This is a genomic window from Ruegeria sp. EL01, from assembly GCF_900313035.1.
Taxonomy (GTDB): Bacteria; Pseudomonadota; Alphaproteobacteria; order Rhodobacterales; family Rhodobacteraceae; genus Ruegeria.
Genome location: NZ_OMPS01000001.1, coordinates 35323 through 54320 on the forward strand (window position 1 = coordinate 35323; position 18998 = coordinate 54320).

At 54.9% G+C, this 18998-nt stretch carries 16 protein-coding genes; 3 read left to right on the forward strand and 13 right to left on the reverse strand.

The features are described from left to right. Positions 1–24 precede the first annotated feature (24 nt). The 13 genes from D9K61_RS00145 to D9K61_RS00205 all read right to left on the reverse strand — a co-directional run bounded on the left by D9K61_RS00145 (position 25) and on the right by D9K61_RS00205 (position 16231). Complete coding sequence (locus D9K61_RS00145; RefSeq protein ID WP_120631243.1) at positions 25–1083, reverse strand: glycosyltransferase family 4 protein; 1059 nt, start codon at positions 1081–1083, stop codon at positions 25–27. Between the two features lie 6 nt (positions 1084–1089). Continuing rightward, entirely contained in the window at positions 1090–2088 is a 999-nt protein-coding gene (locus tag D9K61_RS00150) for a glycosyltransferase family 2 protein (protein WP_120631244.1), read from the reverse strand. Next, complete coding sequence (locus tag D9K61_RS00155) at positions 2085–3044, reverse strand: NAD(P)-dependent oxidoreductase (RefSeq protein ID WP_162946662.1); 960 nt, start codon at positions 3042–3044, stop codon at positions 2085–2087. The genes D9K61_RS00150 and D9K61_RS00155 overlap by 4 nt, the downstream gene beginning before the upstream one ends. Before the next feature lie 77 nt (positions 3045–3121). After that, entirely contained in the window at positions 3122–4018 is an 897-nt protein-coding gene (locus D9K61_RS00160; RefSeq protein ID WP_120631246.1) for a class I SAM-dependent methyltransferase, read from the reverse strand. Beyond that, on the reverse strand, positions 4018–5232 hold the full coding sequence (locus D9K61_RS00165) for a DegT/DnrJ/EryC1/StrS aminotransferase family protein (protein WP_120631247.1): 1215 nt from the start codon (positions 5230–5232) through the stop codon (positions 4018–4020). Before D9K61_RS00165 ends, D9K61_RS00160 begins: the two co-directional genes overlap by 1 nt. A 24-nt stretch (positions 5233–5256) precedes the next feature. Then, positions 5257–6384, reverse strand: a complete 1128-nt coding sequence (gene rfbG, locus D9K61_RS00170) for a CDP-glucose 4,6-dehydratase (RefSeq protein WP_120631248.1) — start codon at positions 6382–6384, stop codon at positions 5257–5259. 7 nt (positions 6385–6391) lie between these two features. After that, a complete protein-coding gene (rfbF, locus tag D9K61_RS00175; RefSeq protein WP_120631249.1) occupies positions 6392–7198 on the reverse strand; it encodes a glucose-1-phosphate cytidylyltransferase in 807 nt (268 codons plus the stop codon). 105 nt (positions 7199–7303) lie between these two features. Then, positions 7304–8947, reverse strand: a complete 1644-nt coding sequence (locus D9K61_RS00180) for a hypothetical protein (RefSeq protein WP_120631250.1) — start codon at positions 8945–8947, stop codon at positions 7304–7306. Continuing rightward, entirely contained in the window at positions 8944–9366 is a 423-nt protein-coding gene (locus D9K61_RS00185; RefSeq protein WP_120631251.1) for a GtrA family protein, read from the reverse strand. The genes D9K61_RS00180 and D9K61_RS00185 overlap by 4 nt, the downstream gene beginning before the upstream one ends. A gap of 91 nt (positions 9367–9457) precedes the next feature. Further along, entirely contained in the window at positions 9458–11569 is a 2112-nt protein-coding gene (locus tag D9K61_RS00190) for a nucleoside-diphosphate sugar epimerase/dehydratase (RefSeq protein ID WP_120631252.1), read from the reverse strand. A gap of 479 nt (positions 11570–12048) precedes the next feature. Continuing rightward, positions 12049–12906 carry a sulfotransferase gene (locus tag D9K61_RS00195; RefSeq protein ID WP_120631253.1) on the reverse strand — a complete coding sequence of 286 codons (858 nt, stop codon included), beginning with the start codon at positions 12904–12906 and terminating at the stop codon, positions 12049–12051. A gap of 55 nt (positions 12907–12961) precedes the next feature. Continuing rightward, positions 12962–14128: a polysaccharide biosynthesis/export family protein gene (locus tag D9K61_RS00200; RefSeq protein ID WP_120631254.1), complete on the reverse strand. Its 1167-nt coding sequence runs from the start codon at positions 14126–14128 to the stop codon at positions 12962–12964. 237 nt (positions 14129–14365) lie between these two features. Continuing rightward, positions 14366–16231: an AAA family ATPase gene (locus D9K61_RS00205; RefSeq protein WP_120631255.1), complete on the reverse strand. Its 1866-nt coding sequence runs from the start codon at positions 16229–16231 to the stop codon at positions 14366–14368. 539 nt (positions 16232–16770) lie between these two features. On the opposite strand from D9K61_RS00205, the gene D9K61_RS00210 reads away from it, so the two are divergent. The 3 genes from D9K61_RS00210 to D9K61_RS00220 are packed head-to-tail and all read left to right on the forward strand — an operon-like array spanning position 16771 to position 18991. Next, the gene (locus D9K61_RS00210) at positions 16771–17388 is read left to right on the forward strand and encodes a sugar transferase (protein WP_216825723.1); all 618 of its coding nucleotides are present in this window, start codon (positions 16771–16773) and stop codon (positions 17386–17388) included. After that, positions 17385–18299, forward strand: a complete 915-nt coding sequence (locus D9K61_RS00215) for a methionyl-tRNA formyltransferase (RefSeq protein ID WP_120631256.1) — start codon at positions 17385–17387, stop codon at positions 18297–18299. Before D9K61_RS00210 ends, D9K61_RS00215 begins: the two co-directional genes overlap by 4 nt. Beyond that, positions 18296–18991, forward strand: a complete 696-nt coding sequence (locus D9K61_RS00220) for a PIG-L deacetylase family protein (RefSeq protein WP_120631257.1) — start codon at positions 18296–18298, stop codon at positions 18989–18991. Before D9K61_RS00215 ends, D9K61_RS00220 begins: the two co-directional genes overlap by 4 nt. Positions 18992–18998 lie beyond the last annotated feature (7 nt).

The following is an 18998-nucleotide window of genomic DNA, read 5'->3' on the forward strand; positions in this document are numbered from 1 at the left end:
CTGTCTCTCGGCGCTTTCAGGGCCTTAGACCGCATCGTCGATTGTTTCGTCCCACTCTGCAAGAATGTTATCTGGCGCCAGCCAGACCCGGCTTTCCAAATCCGCATCCCGCATGCGTTGTAGTAACTCAGGTGATTTGGCCAACCGAAGCACCGCCTGCGCCAATGCGTCAACGTCTTCCAGAGGAACCAGCAGGCCATTTTCTTCTGGTCGGATCAATTCGCGCGGCCCGTAAGGGCAATCAAACGAGACGATTGGCAAGCCGGTAACGGTTGCTTCAGCCAGTACATTCGGGAAGCCTTCGTAGCGGGATGGGAAGACCAGTATATCCGCCCCATGCATCCATTCCCCCGGCGCCGGGCTTGAACCCGGCAGTGAAACGATATCAGTCAAATTCAGACGATCTCGCTGAACTTCCAGCGCTTTTCGTTCTGGACCCTCACCATAAATGGTCAACTGCGTCTCCGGATGGCCTTTCAGAATTTGAGGCATCGCCGACAGCAGCAAATCGAATCCTTTTTGCCGATCCAGACGTCCCACCGCGACAAGATTGCTTGTTCCTGTACCCAATTGCTCGCGAGCGCCAGCAGGCAAGGCGCAGGGGTTTGAAATGATGCGCGCCTTGCGCTTGATCGCACGTGGTAGGTCTTCGCTGGCTCTTTGTGTCTGCATAACCACCGTGCGTGCGCGGCGGGCCAGCAGGTTTTGGGCGTGGCGCCACAACGGATGGGCAGATTGCGCACGCGGGTTGTTTCGCTCGGAGATAATCACGGGCGTACGCCGGTCCCAGGTCGCCATAAGCGTGAGAACATTAATCTTCGTCAGAAAGGTGACAACCACGTCAGGCGACACATCTTGAACCACATTCCGGATGTGTCGATAGCGATCCAACTGCCCGCCATTCGAGTTGGCAACATGTAAGGTCACGTCGTCTGGATAGGGGAAATATGACCCGCCCACGGGCATGGTCAGGCCCGCGACGTGTACCTCATCTCTACGCTCAAGGCGATGAGCAGCCAATATCGAGACAATCTTTTCGGCACCCCCTGCCCCGAAACCGCCCTGAATTATCAACAGCTTCACGCGGGATTATCCTGACATCTTCTTACGTGGCGCTTCAGCCTCGCGCAGCGGCGCGGTTGTCTGGTCACTAGGGCCGGGTCGATTGAGTTCATGTTCGATGATTGGCCGGTTCAAGTCTTTGGACTGCAGGAATATACGCCCGATGTATTCGCCGAGGATGCCCAGGAACATGGCGTTCAGTGTCATCGATAGCAGCAGAAGGATGGTCGTTGTCGCAAAACCAGCAGGCCAGTCATGACCAAAGACAACCTTGGCGATCAGATAGCCGACCATCAGCAGGAACATTGAAAGCCCAACTGTCAAACTGATCATCGACGCCAGACGCAGCGGCAAAAGCGAGTGGTTGATCAGCCCGTCCACGGCCAATGACAACATCGCGCGGAATGGGAATTTCGAGTCTCCAGCCGTGCGCGCTGCGCGGTCGTATTCGAAACCAACCTGATTGAACCCCATACCGCTGATTAGCCCGCGGACATAAGGTGATCGATCATCGACACGGCGCAGCTCATCCAGAATGCGGCGGTCTGTCAGGCGAAACTCTCCTGCGTTACGTGGCAAATCGTCATCGCTGATCATATCAATCAGGGCATAAAAGCTGCGTCGCGCAGCGGCCACAACGCGTCCGTCCGGCAGGCTGCGGCGGATACCATACACGACGTGGTTCCCCTGCCGCCACAGGTCCAACATCTGAGGGATCAGCTCGGGCGGGTCCTGCATATCGCAATCCAATTGAACAGCGCATGCCCCATTGGCCGAACGATACGCCGTCAGGACCGAGGCCTGATACCCCATGTTACGCGCAAACCGGATGACCCGGACACGCGGATCGGACGCCGCCAGTTCGGACAGGATCTCATATGTTCGGTCTTCGGAGTGATTGTCGGTAAAGATGATCTCGGGCTCGTACCCGTCCAACCCGTCGAACACCGCGATAACCCGGTCATAGGCCATCTGCACATTTTCTTCTTCGTTGTAGGCAGGAATAAGGATTGAAACGAGTGTCATGTTACCTGTCCTGTCACTTTAGTACCCGGATTGTGCCGCCTGGCCCAATCTACAGTGGTTTTCAAACCTTCTTCTAAGGCCACTATTGGCGCCCAGTCATAGCAGGATTTCATCAATCCCGGATGGTTTATCAAGTCGATTGCCGGGCCGCTTGCCGTGCCAAATTGCAGCAGTGCTGCGGGTGTTTCGGTCAATCGCTGCAAGATCAATGCAACTTCGCGGACCTTGGTGGGTAAGCCGGTGCTGATGTTTACGACAGGGCCCGCTGCCAATGGGTCGGAACCCAACAGAAGCAAACCGCGCACCACATCATCCACATGGATCAGATCCCGTGCATCTTCCGGTCTGCCAATTTGCGCGGTGCGATGGTTCAACAGGTTGTCGATGAGATAGGGAACAAGCTGCTGTCCGGTCTGCCCCGGCCCATAGGTCAAAGACAGGCGCGCGGTCACTGCCGGGAACGGCAACCGAGATCGCAGCATTTCGAGATATTTGGTGCCGGTCAGCATTGACGTACCATAGCTGTCTCGCGGCTTTTCACACTGCGTTTCGACGTATGGAACAGGGTTTTCACCGTATTCCGCAATTGTTCCCAGCCGGACAAAGGCACCGGGAGGTGCTACGCAACTCGCCGCTGCACGCAAAACGTTCAGAAGGATCTGGACGTTTTCATGCAAGCTGTCAGCAGCATCAGACAAATCCGCAGCCGCCGGAATGCGGGTTTTGGCTGCGGCATGAAACACCAGATCGGGTCGACACTCCTCGAATACGTTTTGGATGTCTGTACTTGTGGTCAAGTTTGCCCGGCGCACATTTAAGTTTGACGCCACATTAGCCAGTCGGTCTGTAGACGCAGTTGGCCGCACAAGCGCGGTCACATGATCCCCACGGGCAGCGCAGGCCCGCACCAGATGAGAGCCAATGAACCCGTTTGCTCCGGTAACCAGAACACGCATCATAACGTATTGCCCGGACAGAAAAAATGTCCCAAATGTTCAAGCATACCCATCTCTGCCTGCCTATCGTCGCACGACTATTGTGCGCCTTGATAGTGCGTAACGGCCTCTTTTGGTTTCAACACAGTGTCGGACTTTCGGCCCAGGAAAAACACCCCACTGGCGCCATCGACCCGGTAAGGTTCCGGGATCAGACGATCGAGATATTGCGCCCAGAAAACGCAAAGCTTGGCCACTTTCCCCGCTGTGCGCGACCGGAACAATCCCCGGAACAGGTAATCCACCGACCACATGAACTGTACGCCCGGCCCGGCACTGGCCCCTGAATCGATCCGTTCGAACGCGCGAAACAGATAACGGTGACCGCTTTCGGTAAATCGCGTGAAATCATAGGGGCCTTCGTGGACCTGCTGCAGAAAAGGTGTTTCCGCATAGATCAGACCACCCGGTTTCAAAACCCGGTGAATTTCGGATGCCACCTGACGCGGGTCGAGGACATGTTCCAGCACGGCCTGAATGACCACGCCGTCAAAGACATCATCCTGCATCGGAATGTCATGGGCATCTGCCACGAACTGGATATTAGGCGATTGATAGATGTCAAAGGCGAAGATCTGAACGTTGGGATCGTCATAGAGCTTTCCCATGCCCTGCCCAACACTGCCGCCGCCCACGATCAAAACACGAGGGTTCGGGTTTAATGCCTTCATCTCGGACAGAAACCGATCCACGTTGCGTAAAGTGACCTGCTTGATCGGCGAAGCCAACCGTTTCAGGAACTTGATCGGGCCACGATAAGCCGGGCGGTGGATCTGGGATTCAACCTCGATATCCGTTGGTTTAGGAGGCTCAATGACCGAGTCTTCATAGCGTACAAAAACCGGCACCCCGCCGTTGACGGCGCAAGGGCCAGACCCTTGCTTGAAATCATCCCGGATCAGATCCCGGATCGCCTCGGTCGGGGCCAGCGGCATCAGGATGCCTCCCGCGAAAGCCCGGCAGCATGAGGCGCCAGGACTTCGGTCACTTTTTCATGCATATAATCGATCTGAGGCTGGGTCAGGCCATGGTGACATGCCAGAAGGATACCGCCACGCATAACCGAATCCGAAACCGAGTAACCCGCTGGATCGCTGCGATATTCCAGACCTTTCATCGCCGGTTGACGCAGAATGTTGCCGGTAAAGACCGGCCGGGTCTGAATGTCGGATGTTTCCAGGAAAATCTGCAGCTGGCGCCGGGTGAACGGTGCGTTTTCGCGGATGGTCAGCGGGAAGGCCAACCAACCTGTACGAGACCCCGGCAGCTGTTTGGGCAGAATGAACCATTCTTCGTACTGAGCAAAGAAGGCGCGGTGGGCATCGTATGCCTCTTCGCGAACCTTGATGTTGTTGCCTAGTTTACCCAATTGCACCAACCCAAAGGCTGCACTCACTTCCGAAGGCTCCAGGTTGTACCCCAGCGCTTCGAACAGGAATTTGGCATCATATTCAATACCATCCAGTTGTACGTTAAAGCGATTTTCGATGGCCTCGGACTCGACAAATAGCGATGAGCTGCGCCCCCAGGACCGCATCAGCAGCGCTTTGCGGGCAAGTTCGTCGTCGTTCACACACAGCATACCGCCATTGCCCGCGCCATTGATGACGTGGCTGCCATAAAAGCTAGTGGTCGAGATGTCAGAGTATTTTCCGGTGCTGACGCCTTCCATCGTGGCACCCAACGTATCGGCACTGTCCTCGATCACTTTCAACCCATGTGCATCCGCCAACTCGCGGATCTTGCGCCAATCAGGCAGGTTACCGATCAGCGATGGGATCATAACCGCAGACGTGTTTGACGTGATCATCCGTTCGATCTGATCCACGTCGATGTTGTAAGTGCCTTCTGCGGCATCCACAAAAGCAGGGATCAGTCCCTGACGCACCAACGGTGCAACGGTTGTGGCAAAGGTCAACGCGGGTGTAATCACCTCGCTGCCTTTTGGCAGATCCAGAATTTCGACTGCCAGATAGTTCGCGGATGAACCCGAATTGGTCATAATCCCGTGCGATTTGGCAAATAGAGAGGACACTTTCTCCTGCATTTCGCGCACTTTTGGGCCCATTTGGGTAGATGTCTTCAAAACCTCAACAACGGCATCAATCTCTTCCTGGCCGTGTACAGTCTGCCCGTAATTCACTCTCATTAATCTTACTCCTAAAAATGTCGCTTACTGCGCTGCGACCGTCGGGCGGTCTGGTTCTACAGATGATATCCGGCGTTCGAAATGGTCGATCTGTGTATTTGTGATCTCTACCATGTTCCCGCCTTTGGCATGTGTCTTGTACCAATCTGCGGTCAGATTGATCGCGTCTTGCAATGTCAAACGCGGACGCCAGCCCAATCGGGTCTGGGCTTTTGTACTGTCCAGTCGCAGAATGCCGGCCTCGTGCGGCGCGTCAGATGTCTGATCCGGGAAATTGAAGACTGGCGCACCCGCGCCCCAGGCGCGCTGAATCATGTCTGCCAATTGCCGGACATCGACGGTACTAGAAACATCGGGTCCAAAATTCCACGCCCCGGCAAAAGTTTCTCCGTCCGTCAGCATTCTTTCGGCAACCTGCAGATAACCAGAGACCGGCTCCAACACATGTTGCCAAGGTCGAATGCTGGCCGGGTTTCGAATCACAACCGGGTCGCCCTTAGACCATGCCCGGATGACGTCTGGGACCAACCGGTCTTCACCCCAATCACCACCGCCAAACACATTTCCTGCACGAACGGTTGCCAACCTGGGACCGTTGGTGTCGGAAAAGAACGAGTGCGCATAAGATTGTGCCACAAGTTCGGTTGCCGCTTTCGAGGCGCTATAGGGGTCTTTGCCACCCAACGGGTCGCTTTCGCGATAGCCCCAAACCCATTCGTGGTTGTCATAGCATTTGTCGCTGGTGATCACGATCACCGCCTTTAGTGACGGCATCTTACGGGCGATTTCCAGGACGTTGGCAGTGCCTTGAACATTCGTCGCAAATGTTTCAGCCGGTTCGCGATATGATTTCCGAACAAGCGGTTGCGCTGCCATGTGAAACAGGATTTCGGCATCGACCCCTGCCAGTGTTTTCGATAGCTGGGCTGGATCACGGATATCGGCGAAACGACTGTCCGTCGCCGCGCCGATGTCGCAGGCATCGTACAGGGACGGTCCCGGCTCTGGCGGTAGCGAAAGACCAGTAACACTGGCCCCCAGGCGTTGCAGCCACAGCGACATCCAGCCGCCTTTAAAGCCGCTGTGCCCCGTTACAAGGACGCGGCGGCCGTTGAACTGGCCGCCGAACATCTGAGTCTCTTGAGCCGTCATTTTGCCCTCAAATTGCGACCGGGTATTCAGCCGAGGCTTCTTCACCGAATTGCATCCAGGGTGGCGTTTCTTCCTCGCTCAGAGCGTTCAGGGCGTTGCGGTCACGGATGGTATCCATCGGATGCCAGAACCCATCATGGCGGTACGCCATCAGCTCTCCGTCGCGTGCCATCTGGGACAGTGGCGACTGTTCCAACGGTTCTGTGTCATCAACCATGTAGTCCATGACGCCCGGTTCAAACACGAAATACCCGCCGTTAATCCAGGTCTCACGCCGACGCACTTTTTCAGTGAAAGCATCCACGCGATCACCTTTTAGTTCGATATTCCCGAACCGCGCAGGTGGCTGCACAGCGGTCACCGTTGCCAGTTTGCCGTGTGATTTGTGGAAATCGAGCAGCGCGTTGATGTCGATATTACCCAAACCGTCGGAATAGGTGCACATGAAAGTCTCACCCGGGTTCATCCACTCTTTCAGGCGTCGGATACGCCCGCTGGTCATGGTGTGGGCACCAGTGTCCACCACTGACACATTCCAACCGCCCGGCGCAGATGGCACCAGCTTCAACTCTCCGGTGTCGAGAGCCACTGAGATATTGTTCGCAATCAGGTGGTAGTTGGCAAAGAACTGCTTCAGCAGCAGCGCCTTATATCCAGCGGCCACAACAAAATCGCGGTGTCCGAAATGGCTGTAAATATCCATAACGCGCGCGATGATGGGTCTGCCGCCAACCTCGACCATCGGTTTTGGAATCGCGACTGTTTCTTCGGCGAGCCGTGAACCCAGCCCTCCTGCCAGAAGAATTGTTTTCATTCGTGCTACTCCCTCAAATAAACCTTTTCAAAATTTACACTTTCACGTTGGAGCTCAGGGTGTCTCCGCCAACGAGTCATGAGCGGGTTTGGTGCTGCTCCATTGTCATTCTGCCGCATCTGCGCGTCTTAAGTATATCACACCTTCGCCATAGCGGTTGCTTAACCCGTCTTTTTGCACTGCAGCGTAGCCATTTTCATTCGCATATCGCAACAATGGCGCCTCAAGGTCAGAATCATATCCTAATAGGAATGCTGAGGGCGGGTTGGAATCAAACAGCGTCAGCAGGTCCTTTTCCCCGGCCATAATGTACTGCTTTGCCAGTTCCGGGTCGGTGTATGGTGCGATGCGATAGGCAAATGGCCCGGTCGACAATTCAACATAGACCGGCAGGTGTGCTTCCAGCGGGTAAAGCGGCATGAATGTTGCGACCGGCCCGTCTGGATTTGCGCTGTCAGCTACGGCTTCACGAAGGGAGGCCCCTCCTTTTGCGATCCGAGCAGACGTAAAGCTATCTGGTTTCGCCAAACTAAGCAGTCCGGGGGCAAGTCGGGGGGCACCCAGCAGGAACAACAAAGCAGATCCTGCAAGACAGAGCGGAACAATCTGCGCCCGTTTTTCATGAGGGACCAGACGATAGATCAATGCGGCAAGCAAAGGCACTGCGATCAAAGGCTGTATGTAATACTGTGGAAAGCCTGGCGTCGGCACAAAGCTGAACAGTGCGGTCATGCCAAGCACAGCCAAAACCATAAGGATCTGCCCCAGTCCGGTGCGCGTTTGTGTCGATTTGGCTACGCTGAGAACGCCCAGAAAAAACAAGACCATCAGGCCAATCAAGGCAGCACCGCTGAACCATGTCGCATAGGCAAGCTGGATCTTTTTTCCCAAGCCCATGGCCAGACCCGGTTCTGAGGCAGCATTGGCCTGCCAATAGGCAATATGCGGCCCGGTGTGGAACTTCAGAACATGCGCAAGAAACCCGGAAGGGTCCGCTGCAAGATACCAAAACAGTGGCAGTGCACCCACCAAACCACCAATCAGAACTGGCAGAACAACAGAACGCAGCCGTTCAGAAAAAGGCAGATGCCAAGGTAGTAGGAAAGCGGCGACCGCGACGGGTGGGATGAAAATCACCGCGCTGACTTTCAGGCCGGCTGCTATGGACAGAAGCAGACCGGATATCAGCAACTGAGCAAAGCGGGGCCGGTCCCGTAGTGTTTCGACTATAAACAGTCCCAGGCCCCATGCTGCAAAAGGCAATGGCAATAGGTTGTTACTGGCCGCCATGCCCGCCTGCGTTTGCAGCGTTTCGTTAATGACCAAAACCACCACAAAGAACACTGATAACAGCGCTGAACCTGATATCCGCCATGTTGCCCAACCGACGCCCGAGGCCAGCAATAGCCAGGCGCAGAACTGACCAAAGCGTGCAGATGCCAAAAGCCCCTCACCGCCGAACATCAGGTAGAACCCGCGATAGAACCAAGCCGAGTTTGGGACATGATTGTAGAAGAAGTCTCCGTAAAGGCTTGAGTACCCAAGTAATTCCGCAGGCGGCACAAACATCAACTCGTCCCGGCGCAAGCCATACCCCATGATGCGCCCATAAAGAGCCACAAACAGAAGGACCAAAACGCCCGCGATCAGAACTCGCGTCAATACGCTGCCAAAAACCGCTCGGGTTGGGGCACCTGATGTGTCGTTGCTGTGACCAGCATCCAGCATTGGGTCGGTGGACTGAGTCATTGCGTTATCTCCTGCGGGCTTGGGCGCAGGGCACGGGAAATCAAAATGTAAGACAAGACAACTGTTGGACCCAATGCAATGGCCTGGGCCAGATAGGGATCAAGCCCCACTTGCAAAAGACCCCATAACAGGAAGGCATTAAAGGCGTAAATCACGACATAAGACACGGCATAATGTGGCAGGCGACCATAGCCTTGCACATAAAACACATAGCGACCATGCACCTGAAAATTCCAAAGCACGCCAACAACAAACTGTATGACCAGCGCCAACTGAGGATGTGCGCCCGACCACACAAGGCCTGCAAATACAGTATAGCCAAACAGCGTGTTTACGACACCGGCACCTAAGAAACGCAGGATTTGATGCCACCTGTGCTGGGTGGGGCGATATGCGCCAGAGTGACTTAGTCCTGACATTCTTATAACTCGCTCAAAAGAGCCCTTATTCACTCGTACTACACACGGCAGCGGGGTCGGGCCGCCAAATAAAATGCATTAGACTATAATTTTAGCAATTGCCGACGGTTTCCAGAGACTCTGAGGTTTGAAAGCCGTTCACCACGTTCTTGGCCGAGATCGCTGGAACTGCAGGCTTTGCCGGGCGGTTCGTCAGATCTTTCGCTTCGATTGGGCGCAGTCCGTTGGCACCATACCCCGGCACCAGCTCTTTCAGCAGTTTCTTGACGGCAAGGTCGTTTCCTTCATGTGCCGCCTGTTCCAGCTTCAGGATCATGGCGCGCAGACGCGCGGCTGACACACCCTCGGGGATGGCCGAAGACACGCCTGGAATACCACTGTCACGGTGCTCTTCTGTGACGTCGAACAGCTCTTCATAAAGCTTTTCACCTTTGCGGATACCGATGAATTTGATGTCGACATCTTTGTACGGCACCAGACCAGCAAGGCGGATCATGCGCTCTGCCAGATCGACGATCTTCACAGGACGACCCATATCAAGAACGAAGATCTCACCGTGGCTGTCTTCAAGATTCAGACCCTTGGCTGCGGCAACCAGTGTCAACTGGACCGCTTCGCGGATCGTCATGAAGTAACGCTCCATTTTGGGGTCGGTGACAGTCAGCGGGCCGCCAGAGGAAATCTGACGCTGGAACAACGGGATAAGCGAACCAGACGAGCCCAGTACGTTACCGAAGCGAACCGAGAAGAAACGGGTTTCTTCGTCAGTTTCATTGGTTACACGGTCCTGCGCCTGCGAGTAGAACTCGGCAACACGCTTGGTCGCGCCCATGACGCTGGTGCTGTTCACGGCCTTGTCGGTCGAAACCTGAACCATCGCGATTGCGCCCACGTTGCGTGCGGCGTCAGCGACATTCCGGGTACCGATTACATTGGTCAGAACACCTTCACAGGGGTTGAGTTCGACCATCGGTACGTGCTTCAGAGCAGCGGCGTTGAACACCAGTTCAGGACGATGACGTTCAAAGATCGAGTTCACACGGTCGGCGCTGCGAATATCGGCGACATAGATACGACGCGTCACTTCCGGGAAGTTCTGGCTCAGATCCATGTCGATTGAGTAGGCATTGTATTCGCAATTCTCAATCATGACGATTTCGGCTGGTTCGAACGAGGCGATCTGACGGGTCAGTTCACTGCCGATCGAGCCACCAGCACCGGTGATCAGAACCCGGCGGCCTTCGAACATTTCGCGCAGCATCGAGCGTTCAACCGCTTTTTGCGGCCGATCCAGAATATCCTCGGGGTTTACCGTACGAATACCTGAGCTTTCAGTGCCCAGCTCTTCCAACCCGGTCAGACGAGACACGGTGATGCTATTGGCTTCGGCCCAACGGGTCAGCTTGCGGATGCCATCACTTTCAAAGTGAGTCACGGGTTCCGTCAGCAGCAAGCGCTGAGGCAACGTTTCGCTGAACTTCAGGCGTTCGATGACAACATCCGCATCCAGCAACGAGCCGATGATCTTTACATCGTGGAAGTAAAGGCCTTGCGTATTGCGGGCGTCGTCGATGATGCCAACAGGTTCGTATTTTGAGTCCGTATTGCTCAGCGAGCGAACAAACAGATCGCAGCTGGCACCGGTACCGACAAGGATTACAGGAATCTTACCATCCGAACGTTCCGAGCAGCCCTGTACTTTGCGCTTGAACTCGGTGCTACGCGCCAGAATGCGCAGGCTTCCCAAGGCCGGAACGATCAAGAAGAACTGGATGACATATACGGCCAGTGGTACCTGAGCCGTGATCTGAACTGCCAAACCAAGCAGCGCCAGTGTCCCGACACACAGTGCGGACGCGCGGACGATCAATGTGACATCACGCAACGACGTCGAGCGTGTGTGACGCTTGTAAATTCCGGACATTGGCAAAATTGCCAGCGCGACAAGGCACGACATAAGCACCAGGGGAACCAATACGGCCGCCGGCTGGGCGGGCAACACGCCGCCATTTGCAAGAACCACTGCCACGACAACAGAAATTGCCGAAGCAAGCACGTCGCCAATCACCAGACGGCGGTTCGCTCTCAGTTCATTTAGTTTTTGCTTTATTATGGACCCAAAATCACCCAGCTTCAGCTCGGGCTCGACCGCGTTATCATTAACTGATCCATTTTTGAGCTTAACCAACTCACGCTCATACATACTCTGAACTCCGGCGTACAAATTGCCCAACTACTAATCGACTCAACCTGACGGACCGATAAACAGCCGTTCCGCCTCAAAAGCCGCACTCATTCACCAACGCCCACATGGCATCAGCAAGTCTGACTTATTTCAGTAAAAGTCCCCCACAACGGTCCAAGCACAAGAAATAACAGTACCCGAAACCAAGACCCCCTTCTCACTCATACAAACCAAACTAATATTCAAACCAACCGATACATCGGCCAATATCGTCTAAATATAGCGTTAACGTATCACAGCGATAGCCGGATCAAAACGCTTTTTTGACAATGTCGACATCATTTGACCAAAGAAATGTCCAATTTCCCAGCGTTCGCTTGCTGTTCTCTCTGTTAGGGGCACTGGAGCCGAAGCTCGCCAAGCAGATACGAGAGTGTCCACATTCGGCTTTTGTTTCCACTTCGGAAACTTAGCTGCCTTTTGATCATGACAAGCAGTCAATTGATTCGCGCTGGTTGGTGTTTTTGGGCATGTGCCCATGCGTGGCTGACATCCGGATCACGCTTTTCGATCCGGGCAATGTCTTCGGCATAAAAATCGGCCATGCGTCTGGCCAGATCGTCAGTCAGTGCAGGATATTCCACTTGCCGTGCGACGGCGTTGCGCAAAGATCGAACCGGCCACGTGTTGCGCACCGGATCCAGCACAAATCGAACTGGCGCCAGCGCCTTGCGCAGAGGCAGAGGAACCATTGCTGCGTTCTTATCCTTGACCTTCTTACTGATAGGCGGCTCCAACGTTTCCCTGAGATTCAGATGCGCCCTGACCTTCTCTAGGTTCCCAACTGGGTTGCCTCGGACGTCTTCAAACGCAAGCAGCAAAATCTGGTCAACAGGGAACAGATCATAGAAACGGTCGAGGTGATGGGCATAGCGACCGTCCGATAGAAATCGACCATCTGCAGCGCGCGCCGGATCGAGGTAGTCCTCAATATGCTCAGAGACTTCGCCGCGACGAAACAACATGCAGTAGTCGGAATAGGCCCTTTGCACCGGGTCACGCATCTGCAGGATCAACCGGGCATTGGGCGCGAAATCACGGATGCGCGCAGCGGCCTCGGGCACAGTCAGATACGAGTTCGATTTTTCGCCAATCAGATCCGCGGTTTCGCAGCCGTCAAACTGGTTCCGATACCAACCGATCCCCCTATCGTATTCACGGGAAAAGAAGTGCAGCTCAGGCCCCGGCATGTAAATGGCCGGCGTTTGCGTCAATGACTGCTGCAACCAAGTGGTGGCACATTTTGCAGCACCAATGATCAGAAAGTCGACAGGGTGGTCTTCAGGCAATGTCATAATACAAACTCGTAAACTAGAACTTTTGGGGTCATCCCCCGGAAACCCAAAATCATCAATTTGAGGTCAGAACAGTTCGCCTGACAACTTCGATTGTATCACCAGGCCTGACAAGATCAGTGCCCGTCACGCGTTGCGTTTGACCACCAACGCCGCGGGTCACGACGAACTCTATGATCGTTTCACTGGCCACGTCGTCGTCGCTGAGCAAGCCTGCAGCTGCCAATTCGCCGTGCAGGGTCGTTGCGGTCTCTAATCTTGTTTTCAGGGACCCCAGCTCACTTTCCACACTGTTTAGCTGAACCAGCGTGTCCGAACGCGCGTTGTCGCCCAGTTCCAGCTGATCCCGTTCCGCGCGGTTCAAATCCTGCCGTGCGACCAACAGCGCAACTTCCTGGTCCAATCTCTTGGATTCAAGATCATTCAGTTGATTGGTCATTGTTGTGACCCTGTTTGAAACCGTCAGGCCCTTTTCCTTAAGGGAGTTCAGGTTCTCGAGTTCTTTGCTGACATTCGCGATCTGCGTGTTGCGCAGCTCAAGCTGTGTGGTCAGACTTGCGATCTGCTCAGTCAAAAGGCTTTGCAAATCCTGTATGCGTTCTCCCATACCTTCGCGCGCAGACAGAGTTGCCTGAAGTATCTCGCCTTCAAGACCTGTCGGAGGTTCAGGGAGCTCGCCGCTGTTCTCGTCGCTTTCCAGGATCGCCAAATCCGCAACCAGCCGCTGTCTTTCCTGCTCCAGCTCTCCGATCTGCGTCGACAGTAAACGGATTTCGCCGCCCATGCGCAGAATCTGGAAATCATTGCTGGACGAAAACTCAATCGGTGGCCGGATGGTGCCGCCTGCCAAGGCCAGCACCTGCTGCGCGGTCATCCCGAAATGAAAGTCATATGCGCCCGGCGAGTTCACGTCGCCAAGTACGTAAATGGGCAGGTGGCCCACGACTTCCAGTGCAATCCTGGGGGGCTCTGCCATACCAATCTGACGGCGGAACTTCAGTTCCAGAAGCGCAGCCAGTTCCGCCGGGGTGTGCCCTTCGGCATCAACCTGACCGACAAGCGGGACCATCAAGGTTCCGTCTCCGGTAATCGAATACTCGCCGGTTACGCCGTCCCAGGTCACGTAAGTCGTAGAGGCTGAGTCCCAGCGCATCGCCTTGAGGGACACTCGGTCCTGCGGCAACAAGCGATAGCCTTCGGCCAAGACCGAGCTGGCCGCCATCGCAAAAATCAAAAGGAATATTCTGAAACAGCTGTTCAAAATCTTGTCTCCCAACTCACTAACGCTGCAGGGCGTGCGATCATTTCCAGATGATCATGCAAAACTCTGCGGTACCAATTCTTACACACTGATCAAAAATGATCGATCAATCACGCGCTGAAAAAACTCTGGGCCATCGCCTATGTCAAGAAAGCTAGTGTCTGCCGACCTGACTGGCAAGGGCAACAAGCTTTCCCGTCACGAGTAACCCGCCTTACTATAGTCACTATAATACGAATAAGTCCCGTAACCGTATTGGCGCTGCTTGTCCAAATCCACATCATTGATCAGGGTCGCTGTTGCCTCGATCCCATGCATATCCAGCTTTTCGAATGCGTCTTGCAATTCTTCAAGCCGCGTACGCCCCCAGCGCACAACAAACAATGTCCCGTCAATCAGCGATCCGACCCGGCAGGCATCGTTGACCACCAGAATCGGTGGCGTATCCACCAAAACCAGGTCATAGCTGGGATCAATACGCGACTTAAGCTCACTCAAGAGCGCGTTTTCATCTTTGACCGATGCATCCGAGCGGACAGCAACGTTGAGCAGCGAAATCGAGCCCTCCGGCAGTCCTTCTATTTTCAACGCCTTTGGCCGGGCTTTCCCCGACGCCGCGTCCTCTAGTGAATTTATCGAGTGCACGGCGTCGAGCGTGCGGCTGGCGCCTAACCTGTAGGAATCCAGATCGAGAACCAGAACTTTCAAACCTTCACGGGCAGCCGCCAGCGCAATCGAGACGGCAACGGTCGATTTTCCTTCGCTCGGAAGGCCAGACGTCACCAGCACAACCCTCCCCAGACCTTCGCGATTGAACCAAAGCGTCAGGAAATTTCGCAATGCCTCGGCATATGGTGAGCGCGGGTTTTCTATGAAAAACGGGATAAGGTCCTGTTTTTTGTCCCATAGCTTGCGTCTCTTGATTTTAGGTAGAAAGCCATAGTTTACGGCTCCAACAGACGCGCTGATTTGCCCGTCGCTCCAGATCCGGGTGTTCAACGCTTCGAGCAACGCGACAAGGAGTATGGACAAAAATGCTCCAGCGAAAATGCCGCCACCCAAAATCACGACAGGGTTGGGCCAGAACGGGCGGGACGGGATACGGGCAATTGTGACCTGCCGGGCCCCTTCCGATACAAACTGCAACTGAGTCTCTAACTCATTCAATCGCTCAATCGAGCTTTGGTACCGCGACCGCAGCAGTTCAAGCGAACGCTCCATGCCTATCAATCGCAGCTCGGCCCTTGATCGGATCAAGAGATCCGACCGTGCCAGATCCAATTCGACCTTCAGTTCTTCTGCTTCGGGCGATGTAGGATCATCACCCGATACAACGTCGTATATCGCCTGTAATCTTTCAATATCAGCACGTTGGCGGTCAGGCATTGTTTCGTCATCAAGACTGTTTTCCCGAACGAACGCAGCCAGCGCGATTTCGTCAGCAGATAACTCTTCATTCAGCTGTGTGACGCGGGTGCGCAGGAAATCGATGGACCGGGTGATACCGGCCTGACGATCCCGGTCGCTTTCGGCAATATACGTTTCGGCGACCGTGTTGGCTATATCTGCAGCCAGTCGTGCATCATGGGATTCCGCATCAATCTTGATCGCCAGACTCTCGCCTTGCCTCGCAATGCTGTAAGACCCCAACAACTTGTCCACGACCTGCTCGCGCCGCAATTCGGGCGGTGCGGGTTGATCCGGTGGCGGTGCCGGCATGAACTCGGTGTTGGTGTATAGATCCATGTTCTGTGCCACGTCAGCGGCAAACACGCGGGATCTGAGGATATCCAATTGGGTTTCGATCGCCACGCGCGATAGTTCGAAAGTTTCCAGTTGAACGTCCGTCGTTCGAACGCGGGTATCCAGCTGCGCCATCACAACAGTGGATTGCGCGCTATAGCTCGGTTCCAACCGTTTCAGCACGAAATAAGCTGCCACAAAAAACAGGATGCAAATCCCGATCATGAGCACCGCATGCCGTCGCAATACGGTCCAGATCATCGGCCGAGCAAAACGTTCGAATTGATTGGCCTGATAGGGTCGTTCAAGATTATCTGGCACTGCTCTTTCCAGTTAGTAAAACGTTATTCCGACCTTCATCTGGGCGGCACATTTACGCGACCTTGGCCCAAAGAATCGGTTTCGTGTCATCCGGGAGTTAACCCATCTCGCCTCTTGCGATTGAACCGGTATCTGGTGACAATCGCAAGACACTGTTGATGCTCTTAGTGTATTTGTCGGGACAATCCTAGAAAACAGAGGGCATTCGCACAAAACTGGGTAATTTGGTCCCGGTTGCCACTCTCGTACTCTCAGATGCTGAAGTCGGAAACAATTTCATTAAAACGCGGCGAATCGTTTATGATTTCTTACTGGTCAAAGCGCCCCACTCGGGGAACAGCGCCCCGTATGACTTGATTCGCCTGACCCGGCTCAGCACTTCTTGCAAATCATATCCAATTCGAACACAGTGGGGTGCGCGTATCTTTTTCTTCACCCCGCGTGCAGTTTTCTCGTCAGCCCTGCTTGACGAATTTTTTTTGATTTTGATGTGTTGTGGCCCGCCGCATAGTACTGAGTTGGATTGAAGTGTGAATAGAGTGCCCGAAATTCTGCTATGCGTAGTCTTGGGTGTGGTGGCCCTGCCCTTTTTCCTGATCGCTTGCCTTATTGTGCTTTTTTCTGTGGGTGCGCCGCTGATGTTTTCGCAACCACGATGCGGGCGCGATGGACAGATCTTCCAACTGTTCAAGCTGCGCAGCATGTCCGAAGCCCGTGGACCAAACGGCGCATTGCTGCCTGATGATCAACGTCAAACCAAGGTGACGGCACTTATCCGGCGACTGCGGCTGGATGAAATCCCGCAGCTGCTGCTGATTTTGCGCGGGCATATGGCGCTGGTCGGACCCCGTCCGTTGTTGCCCGAAACAATTGAAAGCTTTGGGACGGAAGGTCAGTATCGCTGTTCCGTTCGACCCGGCCTGACAGGCTGGGCACAGGTCAGCGGCAACACCAACCTCAGCAATACAGAAAAACTAGGTTTGGATATCTGGTACGTGGCGCATCGATCAACCCTGTTGGATCTGCGCATCATGGCTGAAACTGTTGGCGTCGCCATCTGGGGTGAAAACCGCCGGACCGATCGTATTGACGCCGCCGCCCAATGGCTGCGGGACCATCCACCAGCAAAGGCCAATTTACAGGGGTCACCGGCATGAAAACGATTTTGGTTGGCGCTGTCGAAACGTCTCATGCCGCCTTGGTGTCGATTTGCGCGGCAGGCCATGCACCAGATCTGGTTCTGACACTGCCGCCTCATCTTTCTCATCGCCACTCTGATTTCGTTGATCTGAACATTGTGGCCGATCGTTACGGCGTTCCGGTTGAGTATATTGAGAAGACCAACGCCCCTGAAACCCTTGAAAAAATCGAAGCGGTGCAGCCTGATCTGATCCTCGTCATCGGTTGGTCGCAAATTTGCGATGCAGCGTTTCGCGCCATACCACGGATCGGTTGCATTGGGTTTCATCCTTCGGCCCTGCCACGTCTGCGCGGACGTGGCGTGATACCGTGGACTGTTCTTATGCAGGAAAGCAATGTCGGGTCATCGCTATTCTGGTTGGGCGAAGGGGCGGATGACGGACCAATCGCGGCCCAGGCGCGATATGCCGTTGATCCTGACAAGGTCACAGCCCGCGATCTTTATGATCGGTCACTGCGCGCAATTTCAGGTCTTTTGCCGCCCTTACTGGAGCAGATCGCCGTCGGCGACATTCCACGTGAACCACAGCCCCAGACCGGCATCAGTGTATGCGCGCGCCGCCGACCCGAAGACGGGTTGATCGACTGGTCCCACCCGGCTGCCGAGATTGATCGATTGATCCGGGCATCTGGCCCACCTTACCCGGGTGCCTTCACCTATGGACCTGATGGCCGTCAACTGGTGGTGACAAAATCCGCCCGTACCGAGCCAGAAGGATACTACATTGGGCTGCCCGGTCAGGTGCAGGCCATCAACGGCCAGGGCTTCACCGTGGCCTGCGGCGACGGGCGATGTCTGGATATTCTGGAATGGTCAGGGGCCGACATCCCCCCGGCCATACATTCGAAATTGGGAAAGACAACATGATTACCACTGATCTACTCAGCGCCGGGGCAGGCCCCGCGCTGGTCATCGCCCCTCATCCCGATGATGAGGTGTTGGGTGCGGGTGGCACGATCGCGCGGCTGGCCGATGCGGGTCGTGAAGTGCATGTGGTTGTCGTCACACGCGCAAAACCGCCAAAATTCGATGATGCCCAGACTGAAATTACCCGGGCTGAGGCTCGCCGGTCGCATGAGTTTTTGGGGGTGACAAAAACGCATTGGTTGGATTTCACCGCAGCCGAGTTGTCCGAACAGCCGCATTCCGACCTGAACGCAGCCCTTGGTGCGTTGGTGCGCGACCTTGGAGCTGATCTGATCCTGGCGCCCCATCCTGGCGACATCCACATGGACCACCAGCTGACGTTCCTGTCCAGCCTCGTGGCCAGTCGTCCACATCAGGATGAGTATCCAGCGACCATTGCCGCCTACGAAACATTATCAGAAACAAACTGGAACGCGCCGTATCTGACGCCGCCTTTCATACCCAATGTCTTTGTCGACATCACGGACACGCTGGAACGTAAACTTAAGGCGTTTGCCATGTTTGAAAGCCAGGCCAAGCTTCCACCGCACGAACGCTCGGTCGAAAGTATCAGAGCATTGGCAACCTTGCGCGGCGCGACGGTTCACCGACACGCAGCCGAAGGGTTCGTGCTGGTGCGGACCGTCGTCTAACAGGAGG